The sequence below is a fragment of the Phaeobacter sp. LSS9 genome (assembly GCF_003443595.1).
In the GTDB taxonomy this organism is placed as follows: domain Bacteria; phylum Pseudomonadota; class Alphaproteobacteria; order Rhodobacterales; family Rhodobacteraceae; genus Phaeobacter; species Phaeobacter piscinae.
In genome coordinates, this window is record NZ_CP031956.1 from 3,260,250 (window position 1) to 3,277,825 (window position 17,576).

Annotated in this window: 9 protein-coding genes and 1 pseudogene; 4 read left to right on the forward strand and 6 right to left on the reverse strand. The window is 55.5% G+C overall.

All coding sequences use genetic code 11. The features are described 5' to 3' along the window. The first annotated feature begins 126 nt into the window (after window positions 1-126). The gene (locus D1820_RS15615) at window positions 127-759 is read left to right on the forward strand and encodes a tyrosine-type recombinase/integrase (protein WP_102855953.1); all 633 of its coding nucleotides are present in this window, start codon (window positions 127-129) and stop codon (window positions 757-759) included. A 324-nt stretch (window positions 760-1,083) separates the two neighbouring features. On the opposite strand, the gene D1820_RS15620 is transcribed toward D1820_RS15615, so the two are convergent. Then, the gene (locus D1820_RS15620) at window positions 1,084-5,625 is read right to left on the reverse strand and encodes a hypothetical protein (protein WP_162894108.1); all 4,542 of its coding nucleotides are present in this window, start codon (window positions 5,623-5,625) and stop codon (window positions 1,084-1,086) included. A 239-nt stretch (window positions 5,626-5,864) separates the two neighbouring features. Here D1820_RS15620 and D1820_RS15625 point away from each other — a divergent pair, with 239 nt between their 5' ends. Beyond that, window positions 5,865-9,815 carry a hypothetical protein gene (locus D1820_RS15625; protein ID WP_162894109.1) on the forward strand — a complete coding sequence of 1,317 codons (3,951 nt, stop codon included), beginning with the start codon at window positions 5,865-5,867 and terminating at the stop codon, window positions 9,813-9,815. 216 nt (window positions 9,816-10,031) lie between these two features. Here the strand turns inward: D1820_RS15625 and D1820_RS15630 are convergent. Both D1820_RS15630 and D1820_RS15635 read right to left on the reverse strand, forming a co-directional pair. After that, window positions 10,032-11,399: pseudogene (locus D1820_RS15630) on the reverse strand (IS1182 family transposase); the annotation flags it as partial. An 86-nt stretch (window positions 11,400-11,485) separates the two neighbouring features. Beyond that, window positions 11,486-12,817 (reverse strand): DUF6538 domain-containing protein, encoded by a 1,332-nt coding sequence (locus D1820_RS15635; RefSeq protein ID WP_118069691.1) that lies wholly within the window; start codon window positions 12,815-12,817, stop codon window positions 11,486-11,488. A gap of 299 nt (window positions 12,818-13,116) precedes the next feature. Here D1820_RS15635 and D1820_RS15640 point away from each other — a divergent pair, with 299 nt between their 5' ends. Further along, window positions 13,117-13,815 carry an SDR family oxidoreductase gene (locus D1820_RS15640; RefSeq protein WP_118069692.1) on the forward strand — a complete coding sequence of 233 codons (699 nt, stop codon included), beginning with the start codon at window positions 13,117-13,119 and terminating at the stop codon, window positions 13,813-13,815. 20 nt (window positions 13,816-13,835) lie between these two features. On the opposite strand, the gene D1820_RS15645 is transcribed toward D1820_RS15640, so the two are convergent. Next, a complete protein-coding gene (locus D1820_RS15645) occupies window positions 13,836-14,933 on the reverse strand; it encodes a DegT/DnrJ/EryC1/StrS aminotransferase family protein (RefSeq protein WP_118069693.1) in 1,098 nt (365 codons plus the stop codon). Next, window positions 14,933-15,367 (reverse strand): FdtA/QdtA family cupin domain-containing protein, encoded by a 435-nt coding sequence (locus tag D1820_RS15650; RefSeq protein WP_040170965.1) that lies wholly within the window; start codon window positions 15,365-15,367, stop codon window positions 14,933-14,935. Before D1820_RS15650 ends, D1820_RS15645 begins: the two co-directional genes overlap by 1 nt. A 424-nt stretch (window positions 15,368-15,791) precedes the next feature. On the opposite strand from D1820_RS15650, the gene D1820_RS15655 reads away from it, so the two are divergent. Further along, the gene (locus tag D1820_RS15655) at window positions 15,792-16,736 is read left to right on the forward strand and encodes a glycosyltransferase (protein ID WP_118069694.1); all 945 of its coding nucleotides are present in this window, start codon (window positions 15,792-15,794) and stop codon (window positions 16,734-16,736) included. A gap of 29 nt (window positions 16,737-16,765) precedes the next feature. On the opposite strand, the gene D1820_RS15660 is transcribed toward D1820_RS15655, so the two are convergent. Then, window positions 16,766-17,428, reverse strand: a complete 663-nt coding sequence (locus tag D1820_RS15660; RefSeq protein WP_118069695.1) for a GntR family transcriptional regulator — start codon at window positions 17,426-17,428, stop codon at window positions 16,766-16,768. Between the last annotated feature and the right edge of the window lie 148 nt (window positions 17,429-17,576).

Here is a 17,576-nt window from a genome sequence, read left to right on the forward strand (position 1 = left end):
GTGAACAGCATCAAGTAATTCGGGCTCGTTCCGGACGTCGAAGGCGGCGCAGCATTCTGTGATATGCTGGCCTAGTCAACGTCGGGTTGTCGTTTTGGGAGGGCATGGCGGATCGGAGGATCAGTCATGGAAACACCAAACTTACCTGCCATTCGCGCGCTTCGCCCTGCCTGGAACAAGGGCCGCATAGTTGGTCAGAAACGCCCGCTCAAACCGAAGCATGTCTGGGCGATCCGAGTGAGGCTTGAGCTCGCGGAGAACCATCGCGATCTGGCGCTATTCAATATGGCAATCGACAGCAAACTCCGAGGCTGCGACCTGGTCAAGATGAAGGTCGTAGACGTGATGGCTTCGGGTCAAATTAAAGAGCGCGCGTCCGTTCTGCAAAGCAAAACCCAGAAACCGGTACGCTTCGAGATTTCGGAAGGTACCCGCGCTTCGGTAGAGAAGTGGATGAAAGACGAGTTGATGGTTGGATCCGAGTATCTTTGGCCCGGCCGCTTCCACGAGCGGTTGCACATCTCAACACGCCAGTATGCGCGGATCGTCCGGGATTGGGTCACATCGATCGGACTGGAGGCAAGCGCCTATGGGACCCATTCGATGCGACGGACCAAAGTTACTCAGATATACAAGAAGACGGGCAATCTACGCGCTGTGCAGCTCCTTCTAGGCCACACCAAGATGGACAGTACGGTCAGATACCTCGGCGTCGAACTTGAGGACGCCCTGGCCATAGCCGAAGCCATTGAAATCTAACAACTGCGGGTCGCCTTCACTGGCGGCCCTTAGCGGAAGTTCGTGACACGGCTGGCCGCTACAGTGCAGCGTCACCGAACCAGTCATTCGCTGCACCCGCGAGAGTGACGCGTCGCCCGAGGACAGGAGTGCAGAACCCAGTGACCTTTGCGCTATTCAACGCCAGCGTCTGATATTCAGTCGCCAAGGTGAATTCCATCGCGCATTAACTCGAACGAGCGTAGCTGCCTATCTGACGAAAGATTTGGCTCCGAGGGATGACAAACTCGGTCTTTACACATCCTCCTAGAGGCATCTCGCATGAAATAGCACCATCCTGCCATCTCATTGCGCACCTTTGCAGCTTCCATCGGGACGTAAGAAATGCGCAGCTGGCTTGTCATTTCCGTAGAGGGTCTTCGCTCGTGCACGCATCCACTTTTTGATACGATCTTTGCGCGCACGCGTGAACATGCTCGCATAAACACTCCATTTGTTTTCTGGCCGATAAATGCTCGAGTCATAGTCGAGACGGGCATCCATGATTTTTGCCGCAAGGTTGAGGTTCAGCCAAAAGTGCTCCGGACTCTCGGCGGTCCACATTTGATCAACCCAGTGTTGCGCCCATAATGCCTTCTCATGTGCTATCTGGGCAGCTTTGGCTGCACAACCGACAAAGCCGGCGGACGGTTCGGTGCTGTTCAAAATTGGTTGAAAATGTCTGAACTGCTTGGAGAAACCGGCAATTGTGATCGCGAGCACCTTATCGATTGGGCGTTCTGAGGATAGAAGTCGGTCTGCGTACTCACGGATAAACGCATCAGCGCCAAACCTTTCAGCCGCCAAGACTTCTAACGCAAGGCGGTCGTCTGAAACGCAACCCTCGAGACGTTTTTCCCAGAATGCTTGAACAACTTTACTACGTGGACATGACCAGATGGCTTTCTGCTCAAGCGAGAGCCCATCCGGGTACATGCGACGTACAAATGCGTCACTCGCAACTGCTTTTGTGATCAAGCTCATAGCTTTCGGTTCATCAACCCTGATCATGTTGGCGGAAATCACAAGGGCGAAATCCTTGAACCAGGGCATCTGGCTTTCGGGGAGGTTAATTAGCATTTTCAGCCACTCGAGCCCAAGCTTCGGGTAACTAGCAAGAATGTCGCGGAAGCTTTCGAAATCGATCTGTTGGACGATAAGGAGAATATCTTTTCCTGACATGGCATTTTCCATGTCTGAAAACAGGCGGTGGTTGCGCCGTTGACGTTTCCGAAAGTCCTCGTCGCTCTCGACGTCTCCAAAGATTGAACCGCCGTTCTCTGAATCTGACGGCGGCTCCTTTTCTGCAATTGATCGGAAGCTGTGCAAGACGTGATCATTCGGTCCTATGTTGACCTCGATTTCTGGTGGGTTCAGCTCGGATGAAAATTCCGTGGCTCTTCTCAGCCTCGAATCTAGAAGACCAACGATTGCATCTGTTACTTCTCCACCAATCCTACTTTGCGCCAAAGCCCAACTCTCATAGGAGATGCGCGGCAACACTTCTACGAAAGTGGACTCTCCGGCTACGACAGCATCGATCAGCAAAGCAGAGCCATAAGTATTCTCGTAGGCCGAAGCTGTTGCATCCTCGTCCGCTCTCCATTCGCCTATTAGGTGAGCACCCCTCAGTTGTTCGTTTCCCGTTGCGAGCGCGATTTCAAACACCGTACTTCGAACGAGTTTGTTCTCGTTGCTCATGAAGCTGGCAACCACACGCTCAAGGCTTTCGCCAAGGTTTTCGAACGTATGCGCAACAAGAGACAAAGCGCCAAACGCAGCAAAGCTGTCATTTCTCTCAGCGCAAAGCTTCAGACATTCCGAAACTGCTGGTTGGCTTGGCTTTTTGAAGCTTGGTAACGCGTCCAGCGAGTAGTTGCCTGCAAGCGGCTCACTGGTCATCAGTTCAAGTTGTTCATCACCAGTAAGGTGCGGTAGAGCGAAGTTCGTCATGTAGCATTTGACGATCTTGAGATCGCTTTCTGGAAGCGTTTCCAGCCCTTTGCTCTGTTGAAGGCGCGCTGATAGCTCAAGCGCAGCTTGCCGACCTAACAGCGGCGTCAAAGTCGTCCCGCAGAGCGCAATCTGTCTTAGCGGCGTACGCTCACGGCTTACAATCGAACGGCAGAGTTCGGAGGCCTTGGAGACAGCGGTTTCTGGTCCGAAACGACAGACTGCACATAGCGCTTCGTTGTAGTTTAGGTCCTCCGAAGTCCTCCCCATGGCGGTCATGACAGAGGCAACGTCCAACGTGGCAAAACGCTCTATCGTTTCTTCGACGTTTTCAGGTTTGGCTGACTTTGGATCGCAAGGATCGTTAGCGCACAGCTGTTCCAGGCGCGAGACGAAATGCTCTGGAAGGTTCTGTTCTTCACGAAGGGCGCGCCCCAGAGTGAAGGCCTCCTTTGCGTCTTCTTCGCGACCAGACGCATACAACAGCTTAACGAGACACCACTTTCCTGCTTTCGACACGTCAAGGGCTCGGAATGGCTCTGCTTGCGCTAAGTAAGCTTTGCCCGCTTGAACAGGATCAACGCGATTGAATTGAGTAAGCTGAAAGAATGATTTGGATGCATGGTGGAGGCTGTGATCTAAATGTATTCCGAGACCAAAAGCCGCGAACTCCGGCGCCCAAGAGGCCAGCGGCGCTCCTGCCAATAGCTCTAGGGACTGGGTAAGAAGAGCGTCGTTGTCACCTCTCGTAATGTGGCAACTATCAAAGACTTGCTTCTCGTATGGCGAAAAAGCCGCAATCGCTTCATTAATTTCTGTCTGACGTTTCGCCGCTCTTTCTTTGTCCTTGTTCTCGAGGCGTCCATACTTCGATTGCTGATCAAGTGCATCAATATTGACATGCTTAAGCCAATCAGCAATCGCCCCCATGACAACCGGCCTTATCGGTGGATGCGCCAACATCTGTCTTACAGATGCAACCAGCCATTTTTCGTTGATTGGGCTGCGCCATTCTAGGAGCTTATCCTTCGCAGCGGCTAATGCCGCCTCAGGGTTTCGGCGTACAATCTCAAAGAACTGCGGGTACGCATTTTCATCCAGATTTTGCAGCTCACAGAATACTCCGACGAGGACCTTGAAAAGAAAGGGATCCGTTCTCTCAGGATCACAGGCACACACATGCATTGCTGCCAGCACGACGCGGCTCGTCTGGTCTAGCGCTGCGATGGGTTCAACTAGTTCCTTTGCTCTTTCATTGAGCTGAGCATCGACAGGGGAGTTCGCTAGAAGTCTATCAACAAGCGCAAACCCGAGGGCGAGTGAAAGGCCCTCGTTCCGAAGCATATATCCACCCTTTGGGCCCTTGGTTGACTGGAAGAATCTTGTTTCTTTGACGGCCAGAAGACTATCCTCAAAGACAATCTCAGAACTGATCGTAGGGTTGGCTCGCAGTGCATCTAGAACGCTCCCAGCCTGAGTGCTCAGCGCTATAATGAGTTCCGCCGGGGACAGCTCCTCAAACCCATCACTTTGCGTTTTGTTGATGTGCTCGAAAAGGAGGCTCTCGACGGTAAGGCCAACCCAGGCCAGAGGGTCGTCTTCAGGGAGCACTTCAATTGCAATCCCTAGGAGCCGCGGATTTAAGAGGCTTTGAAGCGTGGTTTGATCGAGTGTCATCGGATCAATGCCGGCTTGGCCCAAGATGGTGTTTCGCTCGTCCGGCATCCAATCTTTTACCGAGATTCGTTGCTTGCGATTGAAGCCTCTTTCCACGTGGCGCTGGTAGAACTGAGGACGACTAGTGACCAGCAGTTTCCCACCGCGATCTTCGACCAAGCTCTCAACCGCATTGAGCAACTTGTCCCAAGGAAGATCAGGTCTTTGATTGATGCCGTCAATGATTACCAAAAAACCTGCACTTGGGCGTGATGCTTCCCATGCGAGAAATCGGCGTTTCCAGCGCTCTGCGTTTCCCGGGGCGTTCTCCGTTTGTATTGTACATGCTTCGATAATGAGCGACTCGAAATCTCCAGATTTGACGCCCTCCAGCTGCTCTGCACTGAGCGCAATGGCGAGTCCTGGAAATTGAAGAGCGGCCCCTGCGGCAACCCAACTCTTGCCGACACCTTCCAATCCTAAGACTAGGCAGGTTGTGTTTTTGTCCAAGCTTTCTGAAATCCTCTCCAGGGCAGCCTTGCGGTGCAAAAAAGGTTTGTCAGGGTCGCAAGGTGCCGTTGGTTGTCCAAGCCGGTAGCGGGCCTTCGTGGCTGAAGAGAGCGTTGCTTGCAGCCAAGACTTGTTGGCTTCAATCGCCTGCCTGCCTGAAATCTCTCGAGCACGAAACTCATTCCGAAGTGACTGCCAACGTGCTTTGACGGCGTCACTTTGCCTTAGCCTAAGGAGATCCTTTTCGATCTCTTCCTCTGAGACTTTCGCCTTGGTTCTAGACGCAATCCAAACTGCAATGCCGTCTCCGCCGTTGGCGAGCAAGACTCCAAGGGATGGGATCTCCTGATCATTCCAGTCCAAAACCAGCGTTGCTATGCCGTGCTTCGCACCATCGGTTTCCAAGTCCTGCGCAAGTTGGTTGGGCACCTCGACAGTCGCTCCCAGCACCCACAGGATCTCCGCTTCAGTTTTGCGCCGACCAAGGTCCGCGATCTTTGCAAGGACCAGCTCCCGTGAAAGGTTCGACGAATATCTCTTTGCCTCAAAACAAACTGGTTCTCCGCAATCCTCACCTTGCCCATCCACACCAAACTGATGCCCGCTAGCAGCAAGGCGCATTGGACTTCCGGAGATGCGGGCAAGGGTCAGAGCAAGAAGGCCCTCAAAGCCATCTTTGCCAGTTGGCGGAAGCTCCCTTAGCGCGCGAAGTAACGAGTTCAAATTCATGATCGAGATTGCATGTAACTGTCGAGGCACAACATCTAGCATAATCTGAACTTCAAATCCCAGAATGAAGTGTCAGTTTTCTCAGAAACAGAGTAAGTTCGCGTGCACGATGCCAGCGTTGTTACAGAAACGGGCGTGCAACCCTGCTCGCGTAGGCCGTTGAAGGGGTTCAGTTGAGAGAAATGGCAAGTCAACCACGGAAGCCCTTGCCCCCAAATCCGAGGCGACAAGCTGCCCATGTGATTGGCGCGTTTCGCTTCCAGCTGTTGGAAACTGCAGTCGCCTGGCTGAACCTCTCCGAAACCGAAAGCTTGCTGATCGAAATCTTTGAAGATTTTGATATTGAGAGCGACAGCGGCGGCATCGAGCAGACCCAGGTCAAGCACAGCGCCAGCGATCGCACCCTGACGCTCGCAAGCAAAGACTCTCGTGACGCACTAGAAAACTTCTGGGCTACGAGCCGAGAAGGTGAGGTAGCCGACGTATCTTTGGTCGTTCATACCAATATGAAAATTGGGATCGAAAGCGCCGCAAATTTGCCGGGCGGGGTCACCGGGATCGCATATTGGCACTCGGTCAATGTCGGCGCAGACGCTGCTCCTCTCAAAGACCTTTTGCTGACCACACAGCAGAGCGGCAAACTCAGATCTTGGCTCGAGAGTAACCCAGATGAAGACGCATTGCGTTCAAGACTCATCGCGCGCGTCCGGTGGCGAACAAGTCAGCCTAGTGGCGCGGCGCAAAACGCATTGCTTGCAGAGCTCATCACTGGACGCCTTACTGCCCTTGAATTGCCTGTGGGGCTGGCATCGCGGGTCTCGGCCCAAATTATCGAGCGTGTCTTTGCAGTCGCCAGTGAAACCGACCCCGCGCTTCGGCGCTTAACCGTGACGGACTTACACGAGTTTTTGCATGAAGTTGCACGGCCAGGCCAACCTGGCCATGAGGTTAGTTGGACACGTGCTAGTTGGACTGCCCAAGTCGACGAGATCGATCTTCCCGACTACCTTGCTTCCCGCACAGCTCTGGTTGATGAGATGTCTGTGCTTCTCAAAGAGAACCAAGCGATTTGGCTCCATGGTGCGAGTGGCACCGGTAAGTCGACACTAGCATCACAGGTTGCACAGGCGTCGGGGAAGAATTGGCTCGAGGTTGATTTTCGCGGCCTGACGAAGCCAAGTGAAATGCTCTTGCGTTTGGATCGAGCTTATACGGATATCACTCTTGGGGACGACGTTCGCGGCGTCGTCCTTGACGATATGGATAGTGACTCTGTCGCTAAGCATGCAGGCCGCCTTGGTCGTTTCGTAAACTGGATGCGCAAGCGCGGTGGGCACGTCGTCGTCACCTCGACGCGCATGCTTAGTCCTACTGCCTTCCAAGCTGCACAATTCAACGCAAGCGCTGAAAAGGATGCGCCCTACCTTTCGATGCAGGAGGTAGTCGAGCTTGTCTCGCAAACGAGCGCGCCTTCAGATCAAGTAGACGCCTGGGGTCTTTTCATCCATATCACTACGTCTGGAGGTCACCCACAACTGACCGCCGCGAAAGTCGTTTCCCTCAACCATCGCGGTTGGCCAAAGGACTCGTTGATCGAGGATTTCTCCGGCACACCAAGCGAAGCGATCGAGCTGACCCGAGCAGAGGCTCGTCGCCGCCTGCTTGAGGACGCAACCGAACACGGCCGTGCTCTCCTGAGGCGCCTTGGTTGCATAATGTTCAAGTTTGACCGAGCAACAGCGATCACCATCGCCGACCTAGCTCCAAGTCTTAAGGAGCCATCTGCAAGCCTCGACATGCTTACGGGCCCCTGGATCGAAAAAGTACCAACGGCACCGGGCTATTTTCGTTTGTCTCCGCTGCTTACCGGCTTGCAAAAAGATCTCGCACCAGAAGCCGTTATAAATATCCAAACTGGATATTTAGTATCGACATTGAACCGCGGACCTATTCCCTATGAAGCGCTCGACTCTGTGTTCTGGACCGCTTTTCTCTCCAAACAAAGCTGGTTCATCGCAAAGTTCTTTGAGACCTCGCTGTCTTTCGATGATGATACTCAAAAGGCGGTCGCCGCAAAGCTAGGCGGTTTGGTTTACCTGCGCACCGATCAGATGCTTCTGCCAGAGGAGCCAGGCACGTCTCATCTGCTACGCTTACTGCAGATAGATGTTGCTGTTCTGAATGGCGAGAAGGAGCATTTCCAATCAATAGCCCTTGCCTCGATGCGAGAAGCTCTAGCGGTCGAGCATAGTGAGCTTAAAAACTCTCTCGCAATTATGGCGCTGCTCAAAATCCTGTTGGCTCAGGGCACGCGCTTGGATTGGGGTCTGCGCTTATCTTACATTGCTTTTTTCGAAGCTCTGGCAAAGACAGAACCCGACCTAGTTCAAAGCAGTCAAAGTTCTGCAGTTCAACTAATGCAGGAGGAGTTCGGCGAGACCGCCGACGTAAGCGGTTTCATGCTGCAGATCGGCGCTTCCGCAAATGAAAATCCGGCCGAACTAAAGGCTCTCTTTGTTGCGCTAGAGCGTTTGGAACCCGATGTGCGGACGAGGCGCCTTTCCCAGCTCAGAACCTTCTTCAAGGGATATAGCCTGCATATTCAGTCGGCCTGGGCGAACGCCTGGTCGGCCGGCAAGCTCGATGTGCCCTCCTCAATTTACGACTACGAGACAATAGCTGGCATGGCAGAGAACTGGGAGGAAACCGATCTCGTCGCTGAATGCATTGTCGCGCAATCTGTGCTCTGGGATGAATTCCAGAACGATCGATCAAAGGCCCTGGAGATCGTCGATGCGGGCCTTGAAGCTCTGCCTGATAGTCCAGAACTGCTGCGGCAAAAGGCCAAAGTTTTGGGTCATGATCATCAATATGAAGAGGCACGCGCATTACTCGAGAGCATTCGCGCGCACACCGATCAAAGCTCTGATATTGAGCGCATGTACGCTTTAAAAGAACAGGCCGTCGCCTCTGCCAATCTTGGTGACCCAGGTGCTGCGCGGACGGCCTTTCTGGAGGCTGCCTCCGCTGCCGAAACAGTTCAGTCTGAGGTAAAGTCTGCGCGCGCCCACGGAGTGGCGCTCCGCGCGGAAGCGGCGATGTGTCTCTGGCGGAGAGGCGATGTTGAACCAGCATTGCGCGAACTCGCGCCGCTTATCAATATGCTGGACGATATCGATCCGGAGAGCAATGACGCGGCGCAGACTCTTCACCTGAAGTTGCGCTGGCTAGTTGGCTGGCTGCATGAAACGACCGGTGGCCCAACCGGTCTAGAACGCGAGCTTCACTACGGCGCCCTCGCCGCTCTCGACGCCGACTATCCGGAAGAAAAAGAGCGCCTCAGCGGGCGCATCGAAGACATCAAATTGCTGTTGATGATCGTGGGCCTCCGCCAAGACTTACACGACCTGTTTCCAGACCTTAACTGGTCCAAGACCACATTGGGCTTTCATATCTTCTTGGGCGCCGCCGAGTTTGATCTTGCTGTTGAAGACGGCACGCCCGACCAAATCGCTCATGCCTTACTCCAGCTCGCTGCCGCGTTTAATGTTGCTCAAAAAGAGAGGGCGGGAACACCAGTCTCTCAAATCGAAAAAGTCAAACAATTGGACTCCCGTGATCTTGAGGATCCGGGCGTCGAAGCAGTGTTCGTTCACTCATTGGCACTTGCCGCATACTTTGGCGCACGGGATCAGGCAGACAAACCTACCTTTTGTGAATCCCTATTGTTGGAGATCCAAAAGCGCCTGAAAGCGACCACACCTGAGCTAGACCTATGGAGAGAGATTCTGGTTGGCACGTCGACAGCAAATTCCGCGGACTATGCTACGCAGATTTTCAGCTACGCGCTGGCTCCAGATGACGAGGTGCTGCACCCGACCAATATCATCAATCGGCAACTCTCTCTTCTTCAGTGCTCGGCTGCATGTGGTTGCGGTGCGCGCATGATCAAGCAACTCCATACCCTGTTCGCTGATGAATGGGCTTTTATCGTTGAGCATCAGCGCTTTCTGTTATCGCATCCAAGTTTGCATGTGCTCGCGCTCGAAGCCGCCATCAACTGCGCAAGGCAAGAAGAGGCTGGTGCGCTTGCCGACCTACTGCAATGCGGAGCAAGAGCGCTTGGCAGCCGATTGCCAATAGAGTGGATTGAGTTGGCTGAAAGACTTGGCGGAAAGACAAGGGACTAAGCCGAGAAAACCGCGCTCCTAGGTATCTCAACTGCCGATCTCGCGTAGTTTCTTCTATCCTTAAGGTCTGCTTTTCGCTCGACAGACTAAACCGTTCGCAGGTGCAGTGAACTTCCGCTTTCCGCCCATTCTGTGGAAAAACAACGTGTTGCGAGCGCAGAAAGTGATGTTCTGAAGCGAGCACGAGGGCCTTTCTGGCCAGGCTTCTCGCGGTTGCTGCGGTGCAGGAAAGATCTTTGCCAGTTTGCGGAGGTTCTGGGCGGTGGCGGCGAGTAGGAATTCGTCGTTTGCACCGCATGGACCACGTAATCGAAGTCGTGCCAGGCCGAGAATGCGTTTGAGGTGGGCGAAGAGCATCTCGACCTTCTTTCGGAGCTTCATCGAGATGTCGTATTGGCGGGTCTTGGCAATTTCGCGGGCAACCTGACGGGCATCTTCATGTTCCTCCCGGCTGATCTTGCGTGCATCGGTGTTCGGGCAGCACTTGACCTTGGATAGACAGGCCTGGCAGACCTCCTTCAATGCGCGGTAGCGAGCTGTGCCCTTGCCGGTCGGCCCCCGGTTCGGGTCTGAGTAGTTGCGACGGAACTGCTTGAGGGCGTGACCTTCCGGGCAGATATACTGATCGTTTGCGGCATCCCATTCGAAGTCAGCGCGGGTCCAGGTTCCGTCGAACCGGCCCGCTTTGTTGAACACCGGAATGCGCGGCGCAATCTTGCGGTCGACCAGCCATCCCAGCATAGGACCGGTTCTATAAGCCGTGTCCGCGATCAAGCGCTCAGGGTGCAGATCGAACTTGGCCTTCACGCGGTTCAACATCGTCTTGGTTGAGCCGACCTCGGCCTGGCGGATGGACCGGGTGGCCTCCACATCAGCAATGACACCATGGTCTGTGTCGATCAGATAATTGTCGGAATAGCTTGAGAATGCCGGCCCCTTACGCGCCGCGGTCCACTGGCTCGCCGGATCGGAATGGGATGTGAACTTGGGCTGCACCTCGCTCGCGGCACCGAACGCCGCCTCATCCAAGGTGTCGAGATACTCGCGCACGGCACGCGGTGCTTCAGTTGGATCAATGGTCGATGCGTCCCAATCTTCCTAGGGCGTCGAGTTCTGTCTGTTAGCATCCGCTTCGATCAGGCTGGCGTCGATTGCCATGCGCTGACCGCTGACGAGGCCTTCTTCAATGCAGCGAGCAACGGGCGTCTCAAACAGATGGCGCAGCAGTTCGCTCTCGCGGAACCGCCCGTGCCGGTTCTTTGAGAAGGTGGAATGATCAGGTACACGGTCGTTCAGATCGAGACAGCAGAACCAGCGGTAGGCGAGGTTCAGATGCACCTCTTCACACAGACGTCGTTCGGACCGGATGCCAAAGCAGTACCCAACCAGAAGCATCCGGATCAGCAGTTCCGGATCGACAGACGGGCGCCCAGTGTGGCTGTAGAAATCCGCGAGGTACGACCGAATGCTGGTCAAATCAACGAAGTAATCAATCGACCGTAGCAGGTGATCTTGCGGAACGTGATCTTCCAGCGAGAACTCATAGAACAACGCCGCTTGCGCTTCCTGCTTCGGTCCCATCATCGCCATCGATCTCCTGCCTGCCTACAGGAATTGAATCAGCGGCAACCCCTCCGATCAAGGAAAGTTTTTCAACAAAATACGCCCAATCAAGCGAGATGTTCTGGTACTTCAAATGCCACTCGCAGCATAAGCACCCGCTTCCTCACAAGGCTCATAGGATCACCGTAGACCTCACGGTTTCTTGCTGCGCCGACAGAATGGCCCATCATTTCGGCGCGGTCATCGGAAGGCAGGTCTTGCATCTTCCAGCGGCTCTCCCAGGTATGCCGCAGACCACCTGCGGTATAACCCTTAGGCGGCACCAGACCGTTGTCGCGAAGGAACCCGTTCACTTCCGCCGAGTAACTGCTCTTCCCTCGATACTTCGGGAAGCCGTTGGGATGCCTGCGCGCTGCAGCAAGTGCGAGGCCGACCAAGGGCATCTGCCGGAGGGAGGCGACATTTTTAACTTCTCTCCGATGCGGACCGGTCTCGAACGCAATTTCAATGTGTGGGACCGGCGCATCTAGCACAATCCCAGCCGGTGGGAGATTGTAGATCTCTGACTGACGACACCCTGTCTCGAGTGAGATCAAAAGGACGTCACGAGCCTCGGGCTCGAGCCCGTCGAATGCCCCGGGTTTCAGCCATCGGTCACGGATCCATGCGACCGGAATCTCAGCTTTCCGTTTCTTAGGGGCATGCTTGTCGACGATTGAGATACGCGAATAGGGTTGCGCCGGGTCCGGGAAGTCGAGGCTGTCATAGTATCGTGCGAGCATCGAACCCATGTTAGAAAAGTCCTTATTCGCCGTCTCATGAGATTGGTCTTCCTTCGCACGCCGCTCCTGCCACCATTGCTTGTGACGGCGTGCAGCAGCGGCATCGATTGACAGGACGGGCCGGTCTTCGCCAAGTGCCGTTGTCAGGTTGGTGACCGCGCGCAGTCGCGGATTTCGCCAGAGCCGCATCTGCTCTTCGCTTTTGAAACGGTTGTCGTGGGACGAGATGCGTTCGATTTCTGCTACGAGTTCCGAGAGCATCAGACTCGGTGCCTCGACCCCACCCAGCATCGCCTTTGCGACCTCTGGTCCGTCTTTCGATCCGATCTGGTCCAGGCGCGACAGGATTTGCTCGAGTGGCTCCTGAGCAACGTCCACGGCTGGTTTGTATTGAGCACCCCGCGTAGCGGCCATGGCAACAGCGGCAGAGAAAAGCTCAGTGTCGTGATCTTTGCGGGCTGCACCTACCGCAAGGCGCGCATCCAAATCCGCGAGGACGATTGCTTCGGCTGCCGGCATACGCACGAGAGCTTCTTTGCGGCAGCCCGTCTTTAATGACCGAGTGATCTCGCCGCGTTTCTCAATCGGCCTGTACTGACGAGGGACGCGCATTCTGAGATGCCAGCATTTATCGTTTCGCAATACAAGTCCGGCCATGGAAATCTCCTTCCACGCCGAGCTATGTCAGGTTTCTGAAAGTGCCAAATCGTGCTCCACGTTTTGCTACACAACAGCCGAAGAGCATCGCTTGCTGTAAATTCTGTAAGCTTCTGTTATTTAAAGAGTTAGCTGAGTTTGTGGGGCTGCTATCGAATCCCTTCGTCTCCGCCATTCATACATTTGAATGCTATTGCGAATAGGCGCTAGCCGCACCCCGGGGCGGGCGCGCTTGGGCTGTTGCTGACGTGTTTGTTGAGCGCTATCCGTAACTTGGCAGGTTGTGGTATGAGGTCGCTTTGAAAAAGAATATTCTGATCGTTGGAGGCTCTTCGGGGGTTGGTCTGGAATTGGCCCGACACTATGCCTGTGAGGGGCATCGCGTTACGATTACTGGTCGGGTTGATCCGGGGTGCGCTGGCGTGCAGTTTCACGCGCTGTCGATCACCGATGATGTTGCAGACTTAGCCGCTCAGCTTGATGAATTGGCAACTCAGCTTGGGGATGTGCAAACTCTGATCTATTGCGCCGGATTTTTGCAGCGGGGATCGATTTCTCTGCTGGAGGATGCGGCGCTATCGCAGATGACAAATGTCGGGCTGCTTGCGCCGATGATGGTGATCCAGCGCCTTGTTCGGCAGGCATCGGGCCCGCTCAAACTGATGTTGGTAACCTCCAGCTCGCAATATAAACCGCAGCCCGAAATGCCCGCTTATTGCGCGGCCAAGGCGGGCTTGGGAATGCTGGGCGCAGCGCTGGTCCGGGGCGAGGGGATTGGCAAGGTGCTGATTGTTGCGCCGTCCGGTATCCAAACGAAGTTCTGGGCGGGCAGCGGCGCGGATACGTCGACCATGCTGGAGCCGCGTTGGGTCGCGCAGCAGATCGTTGCCCTGTCCAGTGGTGCGTTCAAATACAAATACGCCAAGCTGCTGCGCCAGCCGCCCAGTGTGGAGGTGGTCGAGCACCTAAACAATGATTTCCAGCCGATCACTCCCTGACGGCGCTCAAGGTGGGGCGCTCAGGCCAGCTGTCTGAGGCTCTTGATTGCATGATCGATCTGCGCAGTGTTCAGATGCGGGCCGATAGGCAGGCTAAGCACTTCCCGCGCTAAGGTAGCCGCCAGCGGCAGCGCCTCATCCGTCAGGCCCATATCGCCGTAGGCCGCCTGAGCATGCGGTGGGATAGGGTAATGCACCAGCGTCTGAACGCCGGTCTGCGCCAGATCGACCGCGAGCCGGTCCCGCTCCGGGTGACGCACCACGAACAGATGCCAGACTGGATCGGCCTTTGCGGCGACATACGGCAGGGTTAGGCCCAGTCCGTCCAGCTCTGACAGATAGCGGGCTGCGATCGCCGCGCGCCTCGCATTCCAGTCGTCCAGCACCGCAAGCTTGACCGACAGAAAGGCGGCCTGAACCGGATCGAGGCGGCTGTTGAAGCCTGCGACCTCATTGCGGTATTTCTCCCGCGAGCCGTAATTCCGCAGCAGCGTCAGCCGCTCTGCCAGAGTGTGGCAATTGGTGGTGACCGCACCGCCATCCCCCAGTGCGCCGAGGTTCTTGCCCGGATAAAAGCTCCAGCAGACGATATCGCCGGCACCGCCGATGCGGTGTCCATCCCAGCATGCGCCATGCGCCTGGGCTGCATCTTCGATGACCTTCAGCCCAAGATCGCGCGCGGCTGCCATGATGGCGGTCATATCCGCAGGTTGCCCGTATAGGTGGACTGGTATGACGGCCTTGGCTCCGGGAACCATGGCGGTCCGAATACCCTCGGCGTTGATATTGTGGGTCGCGGGATCAGGCTCCACCGGAACCGGGATTGCACCACATTGGGAGACCGCGAGCCAGGTGGCGATATAGGTGTTGGAGGGGACGAGGACACGGTCGCCCGGCCCGATGTCCAGCGCCACTAGGGCGAGCCTCAGGGCATCCAGTCCATTGGCCACGCCAAGCGCGTGTGAGACCTCGCAGTAGCGGGCAAAATCCTGCTCAAACCGGGAGACGTCAGGGCCGAGAATGTACCAGCCGGACCGCAGGCTCTCCAGCATCTTCGGTTCACTCTGCTCTGCCAGCTCATCATACGCGGCCTTCAGGTCGAGGAAGGGAACCTGCATCACTTGACCCCGACTGCTTGGCGGAAGGCGCCGTAATCGCGGATATAATCCCCCTCGTCATAAGGCGCGGAGGCCATGACCATGCAGACCGCGCCCGACGAGAAATTGTCGAGATAGCGCCACATCATCGGGCAGATGTAGATGCCAAAATAAGAGCGATTGAGATGGAAGCGTTTTTCGTTGACCCCGTCATCCAGAACCACATCAAAGCTGCCCGACATCGCAATCATGAACTGATGCAGGCCCTTATGGGCGTGGGCGCCGCGATCGGACCCGCCCGGCACATCATAAAGGTAGTAGACCCGTTTGATATCAAACGGGATGTGGTTCATCCCCTCGACAAACGTCAGGTTGCCGCGGGCGTCTTCGATCTTGGGCAGGTCAATAAATTTGCAGTCGCTGAGGGGCAAATCCGTACTCCGGTATTGTGACATCGACCCGCTGTCGCAGCTGATCGGAACAGGCGTCGGATTTCCCACCACAAGAGTGCGATCCGGTCTAATCTATTGGCTCAGTTGTCTATCATATTGTCGCCCCCGATCAATCGAATTGGACAGACTGCGGATGGGCTGCGGAACTTGGCTGCGGCAAGGGCACGCCTTGCGCAGGATGCCGTTCTCTAGTTCGGGCCATGCCGCTCAGCTCCAAGGGAGAGAATGGGCGGGGCATGACACGGCAAGCGACGTCTTCCATGGAACCGCAGAGCGAACTGTTCTATTGTTGGGTCACAGCTTCAGACCCCTGGTTGGCGTCACGCGCAGACCGCAAACAGGACGCGCCTGACCATGGGTCCAGCGCGGGAGGCGGCGGCAAAATGATGGATTTTCTGCGCGAGCGTGCAGGTAGGATTAGGTTGAAATGAACAAATACCGCTATTCAGTTGTGCTTCTCACCTACAATCAGCAGGACTATGTGAAAGAGGCGGTTGAGGCGGTTCTTGCGCAGGAGAGCGATCCGATCGAGATCCTTCTGTCGGATGATTGCTCAATGGACGAAACTTTCGAGGTAATGGAGGCGCTGGTCGCCGATTACAAAGGTCCGCATTCCGTCGTGTTGAACAAAAATCCGCAGAATTTGGGCGTGAACAAACATATCGAACGGTGTTTTGAACTTAGTTCCGGTGACGTAATCATTGCGGCCTCTGGTGACGATATCTCTTTGCCGGGTCGTGTGGCGCGTACCATTGAGGTCTTTGAGCGCGACGACCCGCTTCTGTCCTTCTCACATGGTCGGGTTGAGACGTTGGACGGCAAACCAATGCCGAAATCCTACGCAAAAGCCACCTTCTATACCCGAACCGATGCGATGTCTGCCGCCTGTTCCATGCAGTTGTTCCTCGGTGCGACCTGCGCATGGCACAAAGATCTGTTCCGCAAGTATGGTCCCATTCAGTTTGCGGATTGCTACGAGGATCTTGTTCTTGGTTTTCGTGCAGCGCTTGAGGGCAGGGTGGCGTTCATCGACGAGGAGCTCATTGTGTATCGCGTCGGTATGGGCCAGACCAGCACTGCCCGGCACATTGCGGATGCGGAGGCCTTTCGAAACAAGCGTTTGATTGAGGTTGGTCGAGAGATTTTCCTTCTGCGTCAGCGCCTTGCAGATGCGCAGGTGTTTGGCCTCAGTGACCAAGATCCAATTGTAAAAGCCATGCGTCGCCGACTGGAGGAACGACAATTGCGCCGATCCTATCTGGAAGGAGGGTTGCGAAAGCTCGGGGTCTCAGCTTGGAGACATCCCTCATGGGTGCTGGGATTTGCCCTATCCGAACGCCGTCGCCTCAAAAAGGCGCTCAATACCGCCTGAGCGCCGCCTAGGGTATCGATCCGTAGGCCTCAACCAAGGTCTTTCAGAGTGTCCAGCAGGGTTCTGCAGGCGCCGGTGATGTGGTCGCGTGTGAGCGCCGCTGCAAGGTCGGCATCTCCGGCAACACAGGCTTCCCAGATTGCGAGGTGCTCGGCATTGGCGCGTTCGTTGCCGTTGGACAGTACCAATTGCGCCCGCAGATAACTGTCGACGCGATCCATCGCATTGTCGATCACATCCATATGATACTGCAGCCCGCTTTCCCGGTAGAGCGTGGAGTGGAAATCGCGGTTCAAATCACCCCAGGTCATCGGGTCTTCGGATTGCGAAAACGCCTCCAAGCAAGCTTTCGCGGTGGAGATAGCGGTGGGGGACATGCGCGGGACCGCGCGGCGGATAACTTCAGATTCCAAAACGGCCCGGAAATCGAAGATTTCCTGAGCTTCCTGGGCTGACAGGCCAGAGACCACGGCGCCTTTATAGCGTTGGGTTTTTACCAGTCCTTGCTCTTCCAGACGCGAAATTGCTTCGCGCACGGGGATTCGGCTGGTGTTGAACATCTGGGCGATTTCATCCTGCCGCAGTGGTTCGCCTTCCTTCAGGTCGCCTTCGATGATGGCCTTGCGCAGGGCGTCAAAAACGATCGCCGAGGCGGAGGCGGTCTTGGATATATCTACGGATTTCAACTTCATATCTGCGCTCCCTGCCGTCGTTATATCCCTGATCATGGTCGAGGGGGAAGTGTGCATAAATCAGATATTGAATATTGGATCCAATATGCATTATGAAGACATCATCAGCGCCGGGCGCGCCTTGCGGGCTCAGGTTCAAACCCATTGG